The sequence below is a fragment of the Hymenobacter telluris genome (genome assembly GCF_017313265.1).
In the GTDB taxonomy this organism is placed as follows: domain Bacteria; phylum Bacteroidota; class Bacteroidia; order Cytophagales; family Hymenobacteraceae; genus Hymenobacter; species Hymenobacter telluris.
Map to the genome: position 1 here is coordinate 92,863 of NZ_JAFLQZ010000009.1, position 20,545 is coordinate 113,407.

Genomic DNA, 20,545 nt, shown 5'->3' on the forward strand with positions numbered 1-20,545 from the left:
AGCTTACGGTAAAACCCAAGCGCTTTGCGTTTCAACCTTTTCAGGAAAAAGCCTTATCATCAACTACGCCAAGCGCGTTTCCTATCTCCTGTTTCGGAGCCTTTTTGCGGCTTCCGTTGTTGTTTCCTCGTGACTGATTCCTCTACTCCGCGGCCCGCCTTATTGCGCGTGCCCTACGACGATTACCGGGCCCTCCCAGCTATTGCCAACTCTGATTTGTCGCGGCTGCGCGACGCGCTATACGGCCGGCCGCCCCGCCCGGCATCCTCCCTTGGCGCGCTCGGGCTGGGCACCGCCTTCCATACGGCGCTGCTGGAACCCGACTTGTACGAACCCGGCCTGCCCGGCATCAACGATACCCTGATTTGGTGGATGGTGGACGGCGTGAAGCTGAACCCGGAAGTGAATGCGCTGCTGGAAATTGGTACGCCCGAGCCCAGCTGCATCTTCACCGAGCCCACTACCGGCACGCTCTGCAAGCTCCGCGCCGACCTTGTCGTGGACCAGCCCGGCCAGCCCTACACCATCATCGATTTCAAAACCACCCTGGCCCGCGACCAGGACCACTTTATTGCCCAGTGCAGCGGCTACGACTACGACCGGCAAGCCGCGTTCTACTCTGATGCGTTGAATGCCGACCGATTTATTTTGGTAGGCGTGCAGAAGGTGGAGCCGTTCGGTTTGTTCGTGTTCGAGGTGCCGCCCCACATGCTGGCCGAGGGCCGCGCCAAATACCTGCGGCTGCTCAAGCTCCTGCACCCCGATACGCTGGTGCCCAGCGCCGTAGCCGGGGCCATCCGGGAAGTGCGCGACTCGTTGCAGGGGGAGGGGTAGCGTAGGTGCTGCGTCTGGCTTTTTCAGGCAAGGCGGCGCAAATAATCCATGGAATCGTTTGGAATAACCCAACCCGCTTTCTATACTTGCGTAAACCTCGGGCAAAACCAACAACCGAATGCGTCTTTTCTGCAATAATATTCCTTCTAATAACTCGACCAATAATTTGGTTCGGGCACGGAAGGCTATTGCACCATCGGAATAAAAATCACTCGCTGATTTCCTTTGAAAGCCTTCCACTAACCCGGAAGGCTTTTTTTATGCTCTTATTCATCACGATTCAACGATACAGAAACTAAGCGGCTACCAGACAGCCGACGAAAACAGCTGAGAGGCGCGGATTCTGCTGCAAAGCAGGAAAATACGCGCCCAAAACAGCGCAGGTGGGGAAGCAGGTTTGGCGGCCGTAGCTTCTTCACCTGTTTTTTTGTGCCCAACTGAAGCTATGTGCTGACCGGATTGCAAGCTTCAATAAGGACAACAGCGCACCTATTTCAATGACTCTAGCACCCGTTGAGCTACATCGGCCCCGCTTACCAAAGCGGCTTCTACGGTTCCGATGTAGGGGCCATCGTACACACCTTCACCGGCCACAAACAGCGTTTGGGCAACGGGTGTAGCCAGGGTGGCGCGGTTGGTAGCAGCTCCTACGGGGGTGTAGGCGTAAGCCCCCAACGCATACGGGTCGGCGGCCCAGTTTACCACGCGGTGCGCCCCAAGCTGGCTGCGCAGGTACGCCGCGCTGCTGCCCAGCAAGCCCGCCAATGACGCCAGCGCCTGCGTCAGAATCTCTTCGTCGGGAGTGTGCTGGTGGCGGGTGGCAGCAGGGCCAGCCAGCCAGCCCGTGAGCAACGGCCGCGCATCGGGCAGCTGCGACCACCACGTAGGGAAAGGCGCATCCGAAAACAAAAAGCTAAGGTCAGGCTTTGGCTGGGTGAGGTCGGCGGAAGACTGCTGCCAGATGGTGCTTTTGAACTCCAGCAGCACCTTGATAACCGCCCCGAAGCCCAGCTGAGCAGCCGCGGCACGGTGTTCAGGCAAATCGGGCGTGATGCGCAGATGGCTGGCGCTGTCGGCTGCGGCCTGCCAGATGCCCAGCGGCACCGTGAGCACAATTTGCCGCGCCCGAAACCCGCGGCCATCTGCCGTTTGCACGGCCACCTGGCCCGGCTGCCAGCGGATTTCCTGTACCGGCGTATTCAGGTGCAGCTGCCCACCGGCTTGCTGTAGCTGCGTGGCCAGCTGGTCGATCAGCTCGCCGTAGGTGCCTTCGGGGTGCGGTGAATCATCGAAGCCGCCACCGCCTAGCTCATCACGCAACGCAAAGGAGCTGGCGCGGTGCGCATCAGCGGCATCGTACCCTTCAGCAAAGCGTGTGACCTGCTCGCGGAGCGGAGCGTAGGTTTCGGCGCTGAAATGCTGGTTGAGAAAGTCTGCCAGGGGTACGTCCTCGGTCAGCGCGTGCAGGCGTTCCAGCAGCTCTGGCAGGTTCTGAATGAAGTCTTCCGACGCACGGGTTTCGCCCTGCACCACTTGGTAGCTGGTACCGGTGGTAGGAATACTGGCGCGGCCCGCTTCGGCCAGCAGGCTGCGCGTGAGGGGTACGGCGCCGTGCAAAAACTCGGCTCCGGCTTCCGTGGGTGCTGAAAAGCCGGCCTCAGTGAAGGTCTGGATTCGGCCGCCGCAACGGCTGCGGGCTTCCAGAACGGCTACCGTCTGGCCGGCGCGAGCCAGCGTGCGGGCCGCCAGCAAACCAGCCGCCCCGGCCCCAATTACAAGCATATCTACTTCTCTCATCAGCTAACCTACCGGCAGCCGGGCTAAATGTTGGGCGCTTTCCTGATGAAGTTAGCTTTGTGGTTGAGCAGTAGATGATTATAGCTAAGCACAAGGGTATTAAGCAGCTGAATAAAAGCGGCGCGGCCTGGCTGGATTCCGCAAGAAAAAGAGCCAGGTAAGCAACTTGTTTTAAATATTAAAATTCTATAATATTATACTGTTGCAAGCCTCGTGCTATGTGTCAGGCCGGCGCGAACTGAATGTGGGTTCGCGCACTACCCCTTCTTCTTATGGCAGCATTACCCAAACAATATCAGTGGTTGGCCAACGAAGCTGGCCCGCGCATGATCAAAGAGGCCTTGGCCGAGCTGGGCACCGTGGAAAAGGCAGGGGCCGCCAACAACCCCGTTATCCTCAACTGGGCCAAGGAAACGGGCGAGAAAAACGTAGCGCAGATGTACGTAGCCGACAGTATTCCGTGGTGCGGCCTGTTTATGGCCGTGGTAGCCAAGCGGGCCGACAAAAAACTGGTGAAAGACCCGCTGTGGGCGCTGAACTGGGGCACCTTTGGGGTGTTCACCAAAACGGCTATGCTCGGCGACGTGCTGGTGTTTGTGCGGCGCACCGCCGACGGCAGCCGGGCTGGCCACGTGGGTTTGTATGTGGGTGAAGACGACACGGCCTACCACGTGCTCGGCGGCAACCAAGGCGACTGTGTGTGCGTGGCCCGCATGGCCAAAAACCGCCTCTACGCCGCCCGCCGCCCCGATTATAACCTGCAACCCGATAACGTACGGGTAGTGAAACTAGCTGCTACCGGCTCCTTGTCGCACAACGAAGCCTAAGCCGCCGAAAACCCATCTGAATAATTCAGACGAAGATTCCCAGCGACTTAGGCTCATATTCAATTTAGCGGCGGCCCTCTTTTGTGCCTGGTAGTTTTAGAACACGGTAGAGACGCGACACTTGGCGTCTCTACCGTGTTCGTATAACGTGTAGTTTACAGGACGGGGGCAGTGCTGCTTGGCTTGGACCCCGGCTTACCCTTGAAACATGGGTTCGTCGGCGGAGGGGCCGTAGATGGGGGGCACGGGCACGTCGAGCAGGCGCAGATACACACTGAGCTGGCCGCGGTGATGAGCCATGTGGCTGATGAGGTGCCGGATGATTTCGGCGCGGGTTTGGCGCAACAGCACCTGCTCGCCACTACACAGGCTCCATAGCTGCTCGAAATCGGAAGGGGTAGCGGCGGTAATAGCCGCTTGGGCGGCAGCGCCATGGGCATCAAGGCGCTCCAGGAGTTGCTGGGTGGTTGTGGGCTGCTCCTCGGCGCTGGTTTCAAACTGCATGACATCTATTTCGGTAGTATGCAGCGTGTTGGCAATGCCACCCATCAGGTCGGTGAGGTGCGCGGTCAGCACGCCCAGCGTCATCGACTTGGGGTGGGGCTGCCAGCCGAACTGCGCTTCGGGTACCCGCGCCAGCACGCGGCGGGTGGTTTGTAGTTCGTCTTCGAGTTCGGGCAGCAGGGTGTGGGCCAAGTGGGCCAGAGTTTCGGTAAGCATAGCAGGAAAGGATTTGGTTGATGATACCCCAAACCTAGCGGCGCCCACTGACAGCCCTATGTCAGCAGGAAATGCCAGCACCCAACTATTTTTGCCGGTACCCGCTTCCGCGCTACTCCGCCACTACTCCTTCCCGAAATACTCGTACGTCGCTCGCGCCAGCTCCCGCATCCGCTGCTGCAAAGTAGCCGGCGAAACCACCGTAACCTGGCCGGGAAAAAGCATCAGCCACCGGGCCAGATAGTCGGGGCGGCCGGTCAGGAAGGTGATTTCCAGCCAGCCATCGGTCAGTTGCTGCTCGTGCGCCCACCCGAAGTAATACTTGTTTTCCTCTACGTGCGGCATGGCTTCCGGCGCAAACCGCACTACCGTCCGGTGCTGCTGCCGCTGCTCAGCCAGCTGCTGCCAGTACGACTGCAACGTTTCGGGGCGTGGCTGAAACTGCTCGTCGCGCAGGTGCAGCTGCGCAATCCGGTCGAGTCGGAAGTCGCGGTACTCCTGGCGCAGGCGGCAGAACGCCACCACGTGCCAATACTGCCCGAAGTAGATGCCAATCGGCTCCACGTCGCGCCGGGAGGCCACGCCCTGGTAGCCGGCCCGGTAGTCGAGAGCCACCACCTGATGGTTGGCTATGCCGGTGAGCAGTAGCTGGTGGGTGTTGGGCGTAAGGGGTACGGCCGTATTGGGCTGCCGGCTGGCCAGAACGGTGATGCGCGGACTTACCTGTTCCAGATAGTCCCGGTCGGGGCGGCGTAGTACGGCCCGTAGCTTGTCCATGGCGCCCCGGCTCAGTTCGGCGGTGTGGGCATCGGTGAGCTGCACCGCCAACTTTTCGGCGGTGATAAGGGCCGTGGCTTCTTCACGGGTGAACATGACCGGCGGCAACCGGTAGCCATCGGCCAGGGAATAGCCCACGCCTGCTTCCCCGCACAGCGGCACGCCGGCTTCCTCCAGGGTGCGTAAGTCGCGGTAAATGGTGCGCAGGCTCACGCCAAACCGCTCCGACAACTCCTGCCCTTTCACCAAGCGGCGGGACTGAAGCTGCACCAGAATGGCGGTAATTCGGTCGAAACGGTTCATAGCGCCGCCAAAATAGCGGTTACCACTGACGCCGCCGCCGAAACTTACCTGGCTTTTCGGTAGGCTGTTGCTGGCGGCAAGCCACCAACCCTGGGTTTTAGCTCGGGTCAGCCGTAATATCATCCACCCTAAAGCCCGATGCTTCCAGCTGCTTCCGGATACCTTCCGGCCCCGGATTGGCGGCGTGGCTAACCGCTACTTCCACTTCGCCGTTGTCGATTCGATCCACTATCAACCCCAGGTTGGTAAGCTGCTCGCGCACCTCACTAATGCTTTCGGGAGTAGATAGATTGCCGATTTGCAACATGTAGCGCAACAACTCAGAAGGAGTGACGCCGGGGGTGGGAGTGGAGGCTGACATACTGCGCAGGAGTAAGAGTGGAAACGCGGTAACGCCAACTAACTAAGGAGCAGTAGGTTGGCGCTAGGCAGCAAAGCTATTGTTGGGGGTGGCAACTACTACGCTTGATGCCTTAATGGTACCGGCGGCGTCGCAATAGCATACTACGTATTCTGGCTGCAACCCGGACATGCTGGGCGCATGATCAAAGTAGGGGCTGCATGCGTTGCGGGCCACACACTGCCAAGCCTGCTGGGGCTGCCGGCGGTAGACGTAAGCAAAGTAGCCGGGCATCATTTCAAAATCGAGGCGGCGGCCCGCTGAAACAGGATGAGGATGCGAAGAAGCGGCAGTGGTAGAAGTGAGCATACAGGAGTGAAATAGGCAGTGAGAACCGAAATAGTGGCGAGAACAGGAAATTCGAACGGTAATATAGCGCCTATCTATTTTGAATGCGTCACGGATTCGTATGAATTTTTCATGTGATAATCCTGCTTTCTGCTTTTCATAGTAAGAGCCAGAGTGGAAGCGGCAATCGGCTTTAGAATATCAGTTGTTGAGGGGCTATTGGCTTTGGCCTGCTTGTCGGGGCTGCTTTGTACGACCACGAAGCAAGCCCGGCGCTTGGCGGGGCTTGCTTGTGTGTCATCCACCGGAGGCAGCAAAACCAGGGCAAACCACAGAGTACAGGAGGGCGGCGTTGAGCAGGTTCACGTCCTTACGTGCCTTCCACCAGCCGCCGTTTGTATGTCCACTGCCCGTTCTCTCAAACCCACTCGCCACTGCTATTGGTTGCTTGTTTTGTTGCTCCTGGCAAGCACCGCTACGCACGGGTGGGCCGCGCCGCCCGCCAGTGCGCGCCACAAGTACAACTTCAACCCCGCCTGGAAAGTGTACGTGGGCGAGGCCACCGGAGCAGAAGCCGCCAGCTTTGATGATAAGCGCTGGAAATCAGTAACGCTGCCCTGGGCCTGGAACGAGGACGAAGCGTTTCGCAAGGACATTAAAGACCTGAGTACCGGCATTGCCTGGTACCGCAAGCACTTCCGGCTACCCAAGTCGGCGGCCGGTAAAAAGGTGCTGGTGGAGTTTGAAGGCGTCCGCCAGCACGGCCAGGTGTACGTGAACGGCCAACTGGTGGGGGAGCACGAAAACGGCGTGATGGCCTTCGGTTTCGACATCACGAAATACCTGAAGCCGGCCGGTCAGGATAACGTGCTGGCCGTGCGCACCAACAACGACTGGGACTATAAAGAGAAAAAAAGCGGCCAGAGCTACCAGTGGAGCAACCGCAACTTCAACGCCAACTACGGCGGCATCCCCAAAAACGTGTACCTGCACGTAGTAGAGCCGCTGCACCAAACCCTGCCGCTCTACGCCGGCCTCGGCACCACCGGCGTGTACGTGTACGCCCAGGATTTCAATATTCCGACCCGCGAAGCCACAGTTACCGCCGAAACGCAGGTGGTAAACGAAGACGCCAGTGCCCGCAGCTTCGCGTATGAGGTGCAGGTGGAAGACGCCGCCGGCAAGCCAGTGAAAACCTTTACCGGCCCGACTACCACCTTGCAGCCCGGCGAAACCAAAACCGTATCGGCTAGTGCCCGCCTGAGCGGCCTCAACTTCTGGAGCTGGGGCTACGGCTACCTCTACACCGTGCATACCGTGCTGAAAGTGAACGGCAAGCCTACCGATGTGGTAACCACCCGGACCGGCTTCCGCAAAACCGAGTTCGGCAACGGCCTGGTGAAGCTCAACGACCGGGTGCTACAGATGCACGGCTACGCCCAGCGCACCAGCAACGAGTGGCCCGCCGTGGGGTTGAGCGTGCCGCCGTGGCTGTCCGATTACAGCAACGGCCTGATGGTGGAAAGCAACGCCAACCTGGTCCGCTGGATGCACGTCACGCCCTGGAAGCAGGATGTGGAATCCTGCGACCGGGTGGGCCTGCTGCAAGCCATGCCCGCCGGCGACGCCGAAAAGGACGTAACCGGTCCGCGCTGGACCCAGCGCACCGAGCTGATGCGCGAGGCCATCATCTACAACCGCAACAACCCCAGCGTGGTGTTTTATGAGTGCGGCAACGAGAGCATCAGCGCCGAGCACATGTTGGAAATGAAGGCCCTGCGCGACCAGTACGACCCGCACGGCGGCCGGGCCATCGGCTCCCGGGAAATGCTGGACATCGACGTGGCCGAGTACGGTGGCGAAATGCTCTACATCAACAAGAGCGCCAAGCACCCGATGTGGGCCATGGAATACTCCCGCGACGAAGGCCTGCGCAAATATTGGGACGAGTTTTCGCCGCCCTACCACAAGGAAGGGGAGGGGCCGCTCTACAAAGGGGCCAGCGCCGCCGAGTACAACCACAACCAGGACGCCCACGCCCTCGAAAACGTGCGGCGCTGGTACGACTACTGGCACGAGCGGCCCGGCACCGGCCAGCGCGTCAGCTCGGGCGGCGTCAATATCGTGTTCAGTGACACCAACACCCACTACCGCGGTGCCGAAAACTACCGCCGCAGTGGCGAGGTAGACGCCCTGCGCATTGCCAAAGACGGTTTCTACGCCCACCAGGTGATGTGGGACGGGTGGGTGGACCCCGAGCAGGCCCGCACCCACATCATCGGGCACTGGAACTACAAGGACGGGGTGAAGAAGGCCGTGTTTGTGGTGTCGAACGGCGAGAAAGTGGAGCTGCTGCTGAACGGTAAGTCGTTGGGATTTGGCGCGCCGAGCCACCGGTTTCTGTACACCTTCAAGAATGTGCAGTGGCAGCCCGGCACTCTGCAAGCCGTCAGCTATGATGCCCAGGGCCGGAAAGCCAGCGTAGCCGAACACCAAACCGCCGGCGCCCCCGTGGCCCTCAAACTCACGCCCATTACCAGCCCCGGCGGCCTGCAAGCCAACGGCGCCGACCTGGCCCTGGTGCAAGTGGAAGTAATGGATGCCCAGGGCCGCCGCTGCCCCACTGCCCTCGACATGGTGAGCTTCCAGCTGGCCGGCCCCGCCGAGTGGCGCGGCGGCCTCGCCCAGGGCCCCGACAACTACATTCTGGCCAAGAGCCTGCCCGTGGAAGGTGGCGTAAACCGGGTGCTGGTGCGCACCACTACGCAGGCCGGCACCATCAAGCTAACGGCCACGGCCGACGGCCTGAAACCTGCCGAAGTCAATCTGAAATCCAAGGCCATGCCGCAGAAAAACGGCTTGGCGGAGCAGCTGCCCGGCATTGAGTTGCCGGGTAGTTTACAGCGGGGGCCCACGCCGGCCACGCCGTCTTTCACTGTGTCGCGCGTGCCGGTGGCCATTAGCAAGGTAGCGGCCAGCTCCAACGCCGCCAATGCCGCCCTCAGCTATGATGACAATGAGCTGTCGGAGTGGATTAGTGAGAGAGGCCAGCCCGGCGCCTGGATTCAGTACCAGCTGGCCCGCCCCGCCGCTATCAGCGAAGTGGCCCTCAAGCTCACCGGCTGGCGCTCCAGCATCTACCCGATTCGCATTCTGGTGGATGGCAAAGAAGCTTTCCGGGGCAACACCGAACGGAACCTAGGCTATTTCACGGCCGTCTTCCCGGCCCAGACCGGCCAAACGGTGCGCATCGAGCTGACTGGCAAAAGCAGCAGCCAGGATGCCTACAACATCACCGAGCTAGTGCCCGAGAAGGTGCCCACTGCCGCCACCGACAAGCCGGGCCCGGTGGGTACGTTGGGCTTGGTGGAAGTGGAACTGTATGAGGCCGCAGCAGGCCAAGCGCGGCCGTAGCGGCGCAGTCTGCCCGTCGGCAACCGGCGGGCGGATTTTTGGATGATTTCTTGCGCAACTACTTTCCGTGCTTATATTTACGGCACGCTCCTTCACCGGAGCACTTATCAAGAAAGGCGGAGGGACAGGCCCTATGATGCCTTAGCAACCAGTAGTGATACCAGGTGCTAAATCCTGTTCCAGGGCAGCTTCGGCTGGTTTGGGAGAAGATAAGTTGAAAGATGCTCATCGAAACAGGATGCTGCTCTTCTGACTTGTCGGGAGGGCTTTTTTTATGCCTTTTCGATAAGAGTTCTTGATGAAGTGCTTACGGGGTAAAGAAGCGGAATTTGTGTTGTCCACCTTATTCCTTGCTGCCATGACCGTTGCCGTTTGCCCTCCCCGCGCCGTTTCCACTTCCTTCCTTGCCGGTAGCCGTGCCGCCACAGTCCGGCAGGTATCGGCCGTAGTTGCCGACCGCCCCGTTGCCTGCAAAAACAGCCAGCAGGTTGCCAGCCCGCAGCAACCTGCTGGCTGTTGTTTGCCGGAAGAGCTAACCGAGAAGTTCGCCCACCTCTGGCACTTGGTAGGCAACACGCCGATGCTGGAGCTGCACTACCGCTACCAGGGCCAGTCCGGCCGCATCTACGTGAAGTGCGAGCATTACAACCTCACCGGCAGCCTCAAGGACCGCATGGCCCTGCACATTTTGCAGGAAGCCTACAAAACCGGCGAAATCAAGCCCGGCAACACCCTAGTGGAAGCTACCAGCGGCAACACGGGTATTGCCTTTGCGGCCATTGGGCGGGCACTGGGCCATCCGGTCCGCATCCTGATGCCCGACTGGCTGAGCGCCGAGCGGGTGAACATCATCCGCAGCCTGGGCGCCGACATTACGCTGGTCAGCAAAGCAGAGGGCGGCTTTCTGAGGAGCATCCGGCTGGCCGAGGAGCTGGCGGCGGCGCGCCCCGACGTGTTCTTGCCCCGGCAGTTTGAAAACCACCTCAACGCCGAGGCCCACGCCCGCACCACCGGCCCCGAAATCTGGCAGCAGCTCCACCGCCTCGGGCGCACCCCCGATGCCTTTGTGGCGGGCGTGGGCACGGGCGGCACCGTAATGGGCGTGGGCAACTACCTGCGCAGCCAGAACCCAGCCGTGCGCATTCACCCGCTGGAACCCGCCGAGTCGCCGACGCTGACTACGGGCTATAAAGTGGGCTCCCACCGTATTCAGGGCATTTCCGACGAGTTCATTCCGGCGCTGGTACACCTCGATAAGCTCGATGAAGTGGTGCAGGCCAACGACGGCGACGCCATTCTGATGGCGCAAAAGCTGGCCACCCAGCTCGGCCTGGCCGTAGGTATTTCGTCGGGGGCCAACGTCATTGGGGCTATCCGGCTAGCAACACAGTTGGGGCCAGAGGCTACCGTGGTAACGCTGCTCTGCGACAGTAATAAGAAGTACCTCAGCACCGATTTGCTGCGCGAAGAACCCGTGCGGGCCGGCTATCTGGCGCCCGAGGTGAACTTCACCCGCTACCAACCCATCAGCCGCCTGGCCGCGCAGTAGTTGGCGCCGGCACGGCGCTACTCCTTCCAGGGTTGCTCGGTGGAGAGCGGGAAATCTGTAAAAAACTACCGGGAGCTAGTGGTGGAACTGCATCTACTCCTGAACTTACTCCGCCAAACTGCTCGAACGAGGCAGGCCGTCACCTGGCATAGCTGCGGGCAAGGCGGTGAAATAAAGTAGTTGGATGGATTTTTCGGTATGCAGATAGTAAAGTGGGTTGTCGGGGCGGTGTTGTTATGGAGCGGTAGTATGGGGCCGCCGGCTATGGCGCAGCAAAGTGCTGCGCCCATAGCCGTAGCCCCCGATTTTGGACCTGCTGTTTTTCCGGTGGTGCACCAGCGTGTGGGCGCAACTATTTACACCGACACCCAGGATGCCGAAGTGGTGCGCGTAGCCGCCGAAGCACTAACTCAGGACATCAGCAGCCTGACTGGCATCACACCCACCCTGCGCCCGGCTACCGAACCGCTGGCACCCTATGCTATTATCGTCGGTACGCTGGGCCACTCCGCGCTGATCGACCAGCTGGCGGCCAGCGGCACCAGCCAGTTGCGTCAGTTGCAGGGCCAATGGGAAACGTTCAGCATCAGCGTGGTAGACCAACCATTTGGCAAGCCCGGCAAAGCGCTGGTGGTAGCCGGCAGTGACCGGCGCGGCACCGCCTTTGGCGTGTTCGAATTGTCGCGCCGACTGGGCGTTTCGCCCTGGTCGTGGTGGGCCGATCTGACGCCTATCCGCCGGGAGAACCTCTACCTGACGGCCGGCACCTATGCCAGTGCGCCACCGACGGTGAAATATCGTGGTGTCTTCCTCAACGACGAGGACTGGGGCCTGCAACCCTGGGCCGCGCAGAATCTGGATAAGGATATCAAGGACATCGGCCCTGCTACCTACGCCCGGTTGTTTGAGCTGCTTTTGCGCCTGAAAGCCAACCTGATCTGGCCGGCCATGCACCCAAGCACCAAGGCGTTTTTCAGTTACCCCGGCAACCCACGGGTGGCTGACCGCTACGCCATTCTGGTGGGCACTTCGCATGCCGAGCCCATGCTGCGCAACAACGTGGATGAGTGGCACGAGAAAACTATGGGGCCCTTCGACTACTTCCGCAACCAAGCCACGGTCTTGAGTTATTGGCAGCAGCGGGTTCAGCAGGCCGCCAAGCTAGAGGCCATCTACTCGATGGGCATGCGCGGCGTGCACGACAGCGGCATGGAAGGGGCCAAGACTCCCAAAGAGGCGGCTACCATGCTGGGCCGCATCCTCACCGACCAGCGGAACCTGCTGCAACGCTACGTCAACCCCGACGTGACCCGCGTGCCCCAGGTGTTCACCGCCTACAAGGAAGTGCTCGACGTGTACGACCAGGGCCTGAAGCTGCCTGACGACGTAACGCTGGTCTGGCCCGACGACAACTACGGCTACATCAGCCGCCTGAGCAACGCCGAGGAACAGGGGCGGCCGGGTGGCTCGGGCGTGTACTACCACGCCTCGTACTGGGGCCGCCCGCATGATTATTTGTGGCTTAGCTCCACGCACCCGGCCCTGCTGCGGGAGGAGATGATGAAAGCCCACACTCTGAAAACCAACCGGCTGTGGGTGCTGAACGTGGGTGACCTGAAGCCGCTGGAATACAACACCCAGCTGTTTCTGGACATGGCTTACCATGCGGCCCCCTTTCAGCAAAGCTCCTACGTGCCGGCTCACTTGCAGCAGTGGCTACAAGAAGCATTCGGAGCCGAGCACGCTCCGGCTTTGCGCACCATCCTGTGGGAGTACTACGACCTGGCCTTTGAGCGCCGCCCCGAGTTTATGGGCTGGAGCCAGACCGAGCCGACAACGCCCACCCGGCGCACCACCTACAACCACTTCTACTACGGCGACGAAGCCCAACGCCGCCTCGACCGGTATGCCGCCCTGGAGCAGCAGGTCAGGCAGTTGCGCAGCCAGATGCCCGCAGCGCGGGCCGATGCTTTTTACGAGCTGGTGTACTACCCGGTGGTGTGTGCTTCCCTGATGAACCAAAAGTTCTTGTATCAGGACAAAAGCTACCTCTACGCCCGGCAGAACCGCGCCAGCGCCACCGACTACGCCTTGTGGGCCCAGCAGGCCTACGCGCAGATTGAGCAGGAAACCAACTACTACAACCAGCAGCTGGCCGGGGGCAAGTGGCGGGGTATGATGTCGATGAAGCCGCGCAACCTGCCTGTGTACCAGGCGCCCACGGCTCCCACTCTGCGCCTCGATACCACCCGGATATGGGGTGTTGCGCCGGAAGGAGTAGCTACCCTGGATTCCGCGTCAACCAGCCCACGCCAAGAGTTGCGCCTGCCTGCGTTTCACCCCTGGGGCCCGGCCAGCTACTTTCTTGATGTGTTTCTGAGCCGGCGGCAGGCAGTGCGCTGGAAAGTGGCTTCGGCGCCCAACTGGCTGACTGTTTCCAGTCGGCAGGGGACGCTCACGGCGGCTACCGGGCAGCAACAGCAGCGGCTGAACCTGCGCGTGGACTGGCGTAAGCTGCCCCGGCGCGGCGAAGCCACGGGCTTTGTGGTTCTCACCGGAGCCGGCAAAACCTACCGCGTAGCCGTGCGCGCCGCCACGGAAAGCAGTAAAGTTGCGGCCACTTATTCCGGCTTCATTGAAACCAACGGCTACATTTCGCTTTTGGCCACCCACTACAACCGCAAAACCGACCTCCCGAACCGGCATTGGACGCTGGTGGAAGGAGTGGGGCGTGCCGGTAGTGCGTTGCAGGCCCAGCCGCTGCAAGCCGCGCCGCTAGATGCCGCGGCGGGTTCGGCTACTTCTGCCGCCTCAGTTGCTGTCGAGTACGACTTCTACACGCTCACGCCGGCGGCACCTACCGTGCATGTATTCACGCTGCCCACGCACCCAACCACCCAGGCCGCCAGTGTCCGCTACGGTGTGTCGGTGGATGATGGGCCCATGCAGATTTTTGATTGCAAAACGGTGGGCCGCTCAGAAGAGTGGAAGCAGAACGTGCTCAGCAATAGTGCGCATCGGCAATTCACCGCCCCGCAGCTCAGCCCCGGTCCGCACACGCTGAAGGTTTACCCGCTGGACCCCGGCGTACTACTCGACCGAATCACCATCGACCTGGGAGGCCTGCAACCAGCTTACGGCACCATTCCCGAAACCCGCTGGCCCGTTACTGCCAAATAGGAGAATAGGCCACGCCGCACAGGCTCTGAAAAGCACCTGCACTATTGATTGGTGAGGTAGGCTGCGGCTTAGGTGAGTTCTTACTCACGCGCCTACTACCACAATCGATTCAGTAGTTTATTTAGGGCAATAATGGGGCTGAGGCAGCTTGCCAAGTCGTGTCGGCGGCTATATTTGGCGCTACTGCCAGCACCGTAAACCCGTGGCAATTGCGCTGCCTGAAGCTAAAACCAGGTGCCGCCTGGTTTGGTGAAACAGTTGTAACCCGTGTTTTATGTTCGTTCCGTTGCGTTGCACCCACCAGTAGCCGACTACCACTCTAACCCCTCACCCCTTGCTGTCCAAAATTCAACCCTCGTCGTCGTTTCCCGCCTTTTCTACCGCGCTGGTAGCGGCGCTGGCGCTGTTCAGCAGCTGCGACAACAAAGCCACCACTTCTGAAACCACCGACGCTACGGCCCAGGAGTCAGCCGCTGCGGATAGCACCACGGCCACCGGCAAGAAGTACCTGGCGAAGCCCCTGATTTCAAGCATCTATACGGCCGACCCTTCTGCCCACGTCTTCAACGGCAAGATCTACGTGTATCCTTCGCACGACATTGAAACGGGGATGCCGGAAAACGACAACGGTGACCATTTCGCCATGCGCGACTACCACATTCTGTCCATGGACAGCATTGGGGGCAAGGTAACCGACCACGGCGTAGCGCTGGATACCAAGGATATTCCGTGGGCCGGCCGCCAGCTGTGGGCGCCGGATGCGGCTTTCAAAAACGGCACCTACTACCTGTATTTTCCGGTGAAGGATAAGCAGGATATCTTCCGTATCGGCGTCGCCACCAGCAAGTCGCCCACCGGCCCGTTCAAAGCAGAGCCCAAGCCGATAGAAGGCAGCCTCAGCATCGACCCCGCTGTATTTACTGATACCGATGGCAAGTCGTACATGTACGTGGGCGGCATTTGGGGCGGGCAGCTCCAGCGCTGGCGCACCGGCAAATACGACGGTAGCAAGCCCAAAGAGCAGGAGCTAGGCCCCAAGGAAACGGCCCTCGGCCCCAAAATGGCGCGCCTCTCCGACAATATGCTGAGCTTCGCGGAGCCCGTGAAGGAAGTGCAGATTCTGGGGCAGGATGGCAAGCCGTTTCTGTCGGGCGACAACCAGCACCGCTTTTTCGAAGGCGGCTGGATGCATAAGTACAACGGCAAGTACTACTTCTCGTATTCCACCGGCGACACGCACCTGCTGGTGTACGCCACCGGCGACTCGCCCTACGGCCCCTTCACGTACCAAGGCGTGCTGATGAACCCCGTAGAAGGCTGGACTACGCACCACTCCATTGTAGAAGTGAACGGCAAGTGGTACATCTTCTACCACGACACCGAGCTATCGGGCAAAACCTGGCTTCGCAACGTGAAAGTAACCGAGCTGAAGCGCAAGCCCGACGGCGGCTTGGAACTCATCAATCCGTAACCACCACAGCCACTGGCTGCACATCCGCCCCGCTGCATATGGCCCTGGTGCCGTATGCAGCGGGGCGTAGTGTTACATCTCAAGCTGGAAAAAGCTCTCGGCTCCTTTGAGGGAAGACTGCCGGATAATTAGGTCGCCGGTAACTACAAACGTGCGCGACTGAAACGCATCTTGCTGCTGCACCTGTTCCAGAAATAAACGGGCCGCGTGCTGGCCTACCCGGTAAGGGTGCAGGTTGATGGTAGTTAAGCCAGGCTCTACCAGCACCGCCAGAAACTCGTTGCCGAAACCAGCCACGGCCACGTCCTGCGGCACCCGTAAACCGCGCTGTTTCAGGGCCTGAATGATGTCGAAGGCGTTGCGGTAGTTGATAGCGAAGATGGCATCGGGTGGGTTGGGCAGGGCCAGCCACGCATCCAGAGCCGCCACCGCCGAGTCGGGTTGGAAGTCGCTGTGCACGATGTACTCCGGCCGGATAAGCTGGTGGTAATGCCGCAACGCGTTCTGATAGCCCCCAATCCGCTGCTTGCTAATCAGCAACGACTCGGGCCCGGCCAGAATGGCAATGCGCTGGCAGCCTTCCTGAATAAGATGCTCCGTTACGGCGTACGCGCCGCCCCAGTCGTCGAGCACCACTTGGGCGCTGTTCACCTCGTTGCACACCCTATCGAAATGCACGACCGGAATGCCCCGGTTGGCGTGCTGCTTCACGTGGTCGAAGTTTTCGGTTTCGCGCGAGTGGCAGATGAGCAGGCCATCTACCCGGCTGGCAATCAGGGCCTGCACGTTGCTGACCTCAGTAGCATACGACTCCTTGGACTGGCAGATAATAACCCGGTAGCCCGCCTCGGCCGCTACCTGTTGGATACCGCTAACCGCCGTGGCAAAAAATGGCCGCTCGATGTCCGGAATAACCACCCCAATGGTATTGGTTTCGCTGCTTTTCAGGCTCTGCGCTAGCAAATTTGGTTGGTAGTCGAGCTGCCGCGCCATTTCAATAATGGCTTGCCGAGTGTTGAGGTTGATGTCGGAGTGTCCGTTCAGGGCCCTCGACACGGTAGAAGGCGCCACCCCCAATACTTTGGCTACGTCGCTGATGGTGGTTTGGCGGATTTTGCGTTCGGGTAGAGGCTGTGATTTAGGATCGGTGAAATGGGAGTGGCAGGCTTTGCAGAAGAAGCGTTGCTGCCCCCGAATAAACCCGGCGCGGATAACGTCGCCAACCGAGTTGCACTTCAGGCATTTGATCATAAGAAAAATGGTATTATTGGCAAATACCACAGAAGGGGGTGGGAAGGTAAGGTAACGGGGCTGTTCGATTATTCTAAGATAATCTAACAAAAAAATAATTAAGTGCAACTATTTAATAGTCATCTACCGGAAACGTTTTCGGCAACGATTCCGGTAGTTTAATTTGGAAAACGGCTTATCTAGGCATTTTTTGTCGCTGGAAAATATTTTCTATTGCTTTACCTTCGAGAGTGAGCACTCGCTATAACTCACCAAACGCCTTATCAACCGTTTGTAGGGTTATGTATCGAAACTCACTTGGTAGAAAATAGTCAATTGTAATTTTTTAATAATTTATCATGCTGAATACAATGCGCTGGTTCGGCCCCAACGATCCAACCCCTCTGTCGGCATTGCGGCAGGCCGGGTGTGCGGGCGTCGTAACGGCGCTGCATCAGCTGCCCGTAGGGGCGGTGTGGCCAGTTGAGGAGATTCGTCAGCGCCAGCAACTTATTGAAGCCGATAACGCGCAGTACGCCCCGTTGCAGTGGGTGGTGGTGGAAAGCCTGCCCGTGCACGAAGACATCAAGAAGGGCCTGCCCACCCGCACGCAGTACATCGAGAACTATAAGGAGTCGTTGCGCAATCTAGCCGCTTGCGGAATCCATACGGTGTGCTACAACTTCATGCCGGTGCTGGATTGGTCGCGCACCAATCTGAGCTACGAGATGCCCGATGGCTCCCGCGCCTTGCGTTTTGTGTGGCAGGATTTCGCCGTCTTCGACCTGTGCATTCTGAAGCGCCCTGGTGCCGAAACCGATTATGCACCCGCTGTGGTAGCTGCTGCCCATAGCCAGTTCGCCAGCATGTCGGCCGCTGACGTAGCGGAGTTGACCAATACGGTACTGCTTGGTTTGCCCGGTTCAGAAGAGGCCTTTGAGTTGGCTGGCTTTCAGGCCCTACTCAACGAATACGCCGCCATCAACGCCAACGCCCTGCGCGAAAACCTCTATTACTTCCTGCGCGCAGTAGGGCCAGTGGCCGAGGAAGTGGGCGTCAACCTCTGCATTCACCCTGATGATCCGCCGTATCCGCTGCTGGGGTTGCCCCGCGTGGTAAGCACTGAAGCAGACTTGGCAGGTCTGCTAGCCGCGTACGACTCGCCCGCAAACGGCCTCACGTTCTGCACCGGCTCCCTCGGCGTACGCTCTGACAACGACTTGCCGGGTATGGTACAGCGCTTCGGTTCCCGCATTCATTTTGTGCACCTGCGGGCCACCAAGCGCGAAGAAAACCCGCGTAACTTCCACGAGGCCGACCACCTCACCGGCGACGTGGACATGTACGCCGTGGTGAAGGCGCTGGTGCAAGAAGAGTTGCGCCGTGCCCAAAGCGGCACCGGCAACCCCGAACTGCCCATGCGCCCCGACCACGGCCATCAGATGCTCGACGACCTCCAGAAACGCACCTATCCTGGCTACTCGGCCATCGGCCGCCTCCGCGGCTTGGCTGAGCTGCGCGGGTTGGAACTCGGTATCCGCCGCTCCTTGCTGGAAGCCGCCCAAAACCCACCAGAACGGAAAATGGCCGATTTGTCGGTGCCCCGCTTCGTTTAGCCTTCCCGTTCCTTGTTGCTGCCACGCTTTTCCCACCTTATGCTGCTTCGTTCTCTGCTACTTGTTTTGCTTTGCGTTGGGGCCCACTTGCAGGGCTACGCCGACGACGGCTACCGCTTGTGGCTGAAATACGACCAACTGGCTGATGCCAAACTGCGGGCTACGTGGCAAGCGCAAGCGCGAGGCATTGCGGTAGAAGGTTCCAGTGCTACCCTGCAAACAGCAGCGCGCGAGCTGCAACTCGGGCTGCAAGGCTTGCTGGGCCGCCCGGTGCCAGTAGCGGCGTCGGGCGGTAAGGGCTACATCCAACTGCGGGTGGCCGCCGACCCTGCGTTGGGCAAGGAAGGCTACCGGGTTGTTAGCGAGAAGAATGGCCTGACTGTAACGGGGCCTTCGGAAGCGGCGGTGCTGTATGGCTGCTTTGCGCTGCTGCGCCACGTGCAAACCGGCCAGCTACCTACCAAGCTGAACCTAACCAGCCAGCCCCGCGTGCAGTACCGTATGCTCAACCATTGGGACAACCCCAACGGTACGGTAGAGCGCGGCTACGCGGGTTCCAGCATCTGGAAGTGGCAGGAACTGCCCGAGGTAATCGACCCACGCTACCAAGACTATGCCCGCGCCAATGCCTCTATCGGCATCAACGGCGTGGTGCTGAATAACGTGAATGCCAGTGCCCGCTACCTCACCGATGAGTACGTCCGGAAGGTGGCCGCCGTGGCTGGTGTACTGCGGCCCTACGGCATTCGGGTGTATCTGTCGGTGCTGTGGGCCGCGCCCCGCGTAATTGGGGGCCTGCCCACCGCCGACCCGCTCGACCCCAAGGTGAAGGCCTGGTGGATGGCCCGGACCAACGAAATCTATAAAGCTATTCCCGACTTCGGGGGCTTCTTGGTGAAGGCCAACTCGGAAGGGGAACCCGGCCCGCAGGACTACGGCCGCACCCACGCCGATGGCGCTAACATGCTGGCCCAGAGCCTCGGCACCCACGACGGGATTGTGATGTGGCGCGCTTTCGTGTACAAGGCCGGCAGCGGCGACCGGTTCAAGCAAGCCTATGAAGACTTCCAGCCGCTGGATGGCAAATTTGCCGATAAGGTGCTGGTGCAAGTGAAAAACGGCCCGATTGACTTTCAGGCGCGGGAGCCATTTCACCCGCTGTTCGGGGCCATGCCGCGCACTCCGCTGGTATTGGAAGTGCAGCTAACACAGGAGTATCTGGGCTTCGCGACGCACCTCGTGTATTTGGGGCCGCTCATCAAAGAGTGCCTCGAAGCCGATACCTACGCCCAGGGCAAAGGCTCGACGGTGGCCAAGGTGGTAGATGGCAGCCTGGAAAAGCATAGCATCAGTGCCATTGCCGGCGTGGCCAACATCGGCTCCGACCGTAACTGGACCGGCCACCCGGTGGGGCAGGCCAACTGGTACGCCTACGGCCGCCTGGCCTGGGACCATACGCTTAGCTCCGAAGGCATTGCCGACGAATGGACCCGCATGACCCTAAGCCGGGAGCCTGCTGCCGTAACTGCTATAACGCAAGTGCTCAACCAGTCGCGCAATATCTATGTGCGCTACACCACGCCGCTGGGGTTGCACCACATCATGGGCCAGAACCTGCACTACGGCCCCGAGCCCTGGCTGGCGCAAAGTGCCCGCCCCGACTGGACTGCTGTATATTATCATAAAGCCGATGCGGAGGGGCTAGGATTCAACCGCACCGCTACCGGCTCTAATGCACTAGCTTTGTATGCGCCCGGTGCCCGGCAAGTGTGGATGAATTCCACTACCTGCCCGCTCAACTACCTGCTTTGGTTTCACCACGTGCCCTGGACGCAGCAACTCAGCACCGGCCGCACCCTCTGGAACGAGCTGACCACCCGCTACTACACCGGCGCCGACTCGGTGCTCTGGATGCAGCGGCAGTGGGAGCAAGCCAAGCCGGCCCTCGACCCAGCACTATACACCGATGTGGCGGCCCGGTTGCGCGTGCAGCACCGGGAGGCATTGTGGTGGCGGGATGCCTGCGTGCTTTATTTCCAGTCCGTTTCCAAGCAGCCCCTCCCGCCTGGGTTGCCTGCGCCAACCCGGCCGCTCACCGAAATCAAAGAACAGGTCGATATCTACCAACTGCGCTAATTC

General features: G+C 60.2%; 14 protein-coding genes and 1 riboswitch. Of the genes, 8 read left to right on the forward strand and 6 right to left on the reverse strand.

Features of this window, described 5'->3' with window-relative positions:
- The first annotated feature begins 129 nt into the window (after nt 1–129).
- Nucleotides 130–834 (forward strand): PD-(D/E)XK nuclease-like domain-containing protein, encoded by a 705-nt coding sequence (locus tag J0X19_RS14405; protein WP_206985078.1) that lies wholly within the window; start codon nt 130–132, stop codon nt 832–834.
- 489 nt (nt 835–1,323) lie between these two features.
- On the opposite strand, the gene J0X19_RS14410 is transcribed toward J0X19_RS14405, so the two are convergent.
- Nucleotides 1,324–2,631, reverse strand: a complete 1,308-nt coding sequence (locus J0X19_RS14410) for a flavin monoamine oxidase family protein (protein ID WP_206985079.1) — start codon at nt 2,629–2,631, stop codon at nt 1,324–1,326.
- A 272-nt stretch (nt 2,632–2,903) separates the two neighbouring features.
- Between J0X19_RS14410 and J0X19_RS14415 the strand changes: the two genes are divergently transcribed.
- Nucleotides 2,904–3,458 carry a TIGR02594 family protein gene (locus J0X19_RS14415; RefSeq protein WP_206985080.1) on the forward strand — a complete coding sequence of 185 codons (555 nt, stop codon included), beginning with the start codon at nt 2,904–2,906 and terminating at the stop codon, nt 3,456–3,458.
- 195 nt (nt 3,459–3,653) lie between these two features.
- On the opposite strand, the gene J0X19_RS14420 is transcribed toward J0X19_RS14415, so the two are convergent.
- The 4 genes from J0X19_RS14420 to J0X19_RS14435 all read right to left on the reverse strand — a co-directional run bounded on the left by J0X19_RS14420 (nt 3,654) and on the right by J0X19_RS14435 (nt 5,967).
- Nucleotides 3,654–4,178, reverse strand: coding sequence for a DinB family protein (locus tag J0X19_RS14420; RefSeq protein ID WP_206985081.1), 525 nt, complete (start codon nt 4,176–4,178; stop codon nt 3,654–3,656).
- 123 nt (nt 4,179–4,301) lie between these two features.
- Nucleotides 4,302–5,258 carry a helix-turn-helix transcriptional regulator gene (locus J0X19_RS14425; RefSeq protein WP_206985082.1) on the reverse strand — a complete coding sequence of 319 codons (957 nt, stop codon included), beginning with the start codon at nt 5,256–5,258 and terminating at the stop codon, nt 4,302–4,304.
- A gap of 97 nt (nt 5,259–5,355) precedes the next feature.
- A complete protein-coding gene (locus J0X19_RS14430; RefSeq protein WP_206985083.1) occupies nt 5,356–5,619 on the reverse strand; it encodes a hypothetical protein in 264 nt (87 codons plus the stop codon).
- Between the two features lie 63 nt (nt 5,620–5,682).
- Nucleotides 5,683–5,967, reverse strand: coding sequence for a hypothetical protein (locus tag J0X19_RS14435; RefSeq protein ID WP_206985084.1), 285 nt, complete (start codon nt 5,965–5,967; stop codon nt 5,683–5,685).
- A gap of 378 nt (nt 5,968–6,345) precedes the next feature.
- On the opposite strand from J0X19_RS14435, the gene J0X19_RS14440 reads away from it, so the two are divergent.
- The 4 genes from J0X19_RS14440 (at nt 6,346) to J0X19_RS14455 (ending at nt 15,560) form a co-directional block, all read left to right on the forward strand.
- Nucleotides 6,346–9,360 carry a glycoside hydrolase family 2 protein gene (locus J0X19_RS14440; RefSeq protein ID WP_206985085.1) on the forward strand — a complete coding sequence of 1,005 codons (3,015 nt, stop codon included), beginning with the start codon at nt 6,346–6,348 and terminating at the stop codon, nt 9,358–9,360.
- Between the two features lie 101 nt (nt 9,361–9,461).
- Nucleotides 9,462–9,576, forward strand: a riboswitch (SAM riboswitch).
- 142 nt (nt 9,577–9,718) lie between these two features.
- The gene (locus J0X19_RS14445) at nt 9,719–10,909 is read left to right on the forward strand and encodes a PLP-dependent cysteine synthase family protein (RefSeq protein ID WP_206985086.1); all 1,191 of its coding nucleotides are present in this window, start codon (nt 9,719–9,721) and stop codon (nt 10,907–10,909) included.
- A 264-nt stretch (nt 10,910–11,173) separates the two neighbouring features.
- Nucleotides 11,174–14,089: a glycosyl hydrolase 115 family protein gene (locus J0X19_RS14450; RefSeq protein WP_206985087.1), complete on the forward strand. Its 2,916-nt coding sequence runs from the start codon at nt 11,174–11,176 to the stop codon at nt 14,087–14,089.
- A 334-nt stretch (nt 14,090–14,423) separates the two neighbouring features.
- A complete protein-coding gene (locus tag J0X19_RS14455) occupies nt 14,424–15,560 on the forward strand; it encodes a glycoside hydrolase family 43 protein (RefSeq protein WP_242582689.1) in 1,137 nt (378 codons plus the stop codon).
- 72 nt (nt 15,561–15,632) lie between these two features.
- On the opposite strand, the gene J0X19_RS14460 is transcribed toward J0X19_RS14455, so the two are convergent.
- Complete coding sequence (locus J0X19_RS14460; protein ID WP_206985088.1) at nt 15,633–16,811, reverse strand: LacI family DNA-binding transcriptional regulator; 1,179 nt, start codon at nt 16,809–16,811, stop codon at nt 15,633–15,635.
- A 338-nt stretch (nt 16,812–17,149) separates the two neighbouring features.
- Between J0X19_RS14460 and uxuA the strand changes: the two genes are divergently transcribed.
- Nucleotides 17,150–18,406: a mannonate dehydratase gene (gene uxuA, locus J0X19_RS14465; RefSeq protein ID WP_242582691.1), complete on the forward strand. Its 1,257-nt coding sequence runs from the start codon at nt 17,150–17,152 to the stop codon at nt 18,404–18,406.
- Nucleotides 18,407–18,445: 39 nt separating this feature from the next.
- A complete protein-coding gene (locus J0X19_RS14470) occupies nt 18,446–20,542 on the forward strand; it encodes an alpha-glucuronidase family glycosyl hydrolase (RefSeq protein WP_206985089.1) in 2,097 nt (698 codons plus the stop codon).
- Nucleotides 20,543–20,545 lie beyond the last annotated feature (3 nt).

Excerpts from the sequence above, each read along its gene's own strand:
- uxuA (WP_242582691.1), top strand. The coding sequence starts at position 17,150 with ATGCTGAATACAATGCGCTGGTTCGGCCCCAACGATCCAACCCCTCTG.
- J0X19_RS14445 (WP_206985086.1), top strand. The coding sequence starts at position 9,719 with ATGACCGTTGCCGTTTGCCCTCCCCGCGCCGTTTCCACTTCCTTCCTT.
- J0X19_RS14435 (WP_206985084.1), bottom strand. The coding sequence starts at position 5,967 with ATGCTCACTTCTACCACTGCCGCTTCTTCGCATCCTCATCCTGTTTCA.
- J0X19_RS14415 (WP_206985080.1), top strand. The coding sequence starts at position 2,904 with ATGGCAGCATTACCCAAACAATATCAGTGGTTGGCCAACGAAGCTGGC.
- J0X19_RS14425 (WP_206985082.1), bottom strand. The coding sequence starts at position 5,258 with ATGAACCGTTTCGACCGAATTACCGCCATTCTGGTGCAGCTTCAGTCC.
- J0X19_RS14430 (WP_206985083.1), bottom strand. The coding sequence starts at position 5,619 with ATGTCAGCCTCCACTCCCACCCCCGGCGTCACTCCTTCTGAGTTGTTG.
- J0X19_RS14460 (WP_206985088.1), bottom strand. The coding sequence starts at position 16,811 with ATGATCAAATGCCTGAAGTGCAACTCGGTTGGCGACGTTATCCGCGCC.
- J0X19_RS14420 (WP_206985081.1), bottom strand. The coding sequence starts at position 4,178 with ATGCTTACCGAAACTCTGGCCCACTTGGCCCACACCCTGCTGCCCGAA.
- J0X19_RS14470 (WP_206985089.1), top strand. The coding sequence starts at position 18,446 with ATGCTGCTTCGTTCTCTGCTACTTGTTTTGCTTTGCGTTGGGGCCCAC.
- J0X19_RS14410 (WP_206985079.1), bottom strand. The coding sequence starts at position 2,631 with ATGAGAGAAGTAGATATGCTTGTAATTGGGGCCGGGGCGGCTGGTTTG.
- J0X19_RS14450 (WP_206985087.1), top strand. The coding sequence starts at position 11,174 with ATGGCGCAGCAAAGTGCTGCGCCCATAGCCGTAGCCCCCGATTTTGGA.
- J0X19_RS14440 (WP_206985085.1), top strand. The coding sequence starts at position 6,346 with ATGTCCACTGCCCGTTCTCTCAAACCCACTCGCCACTGCTATTGGTTG.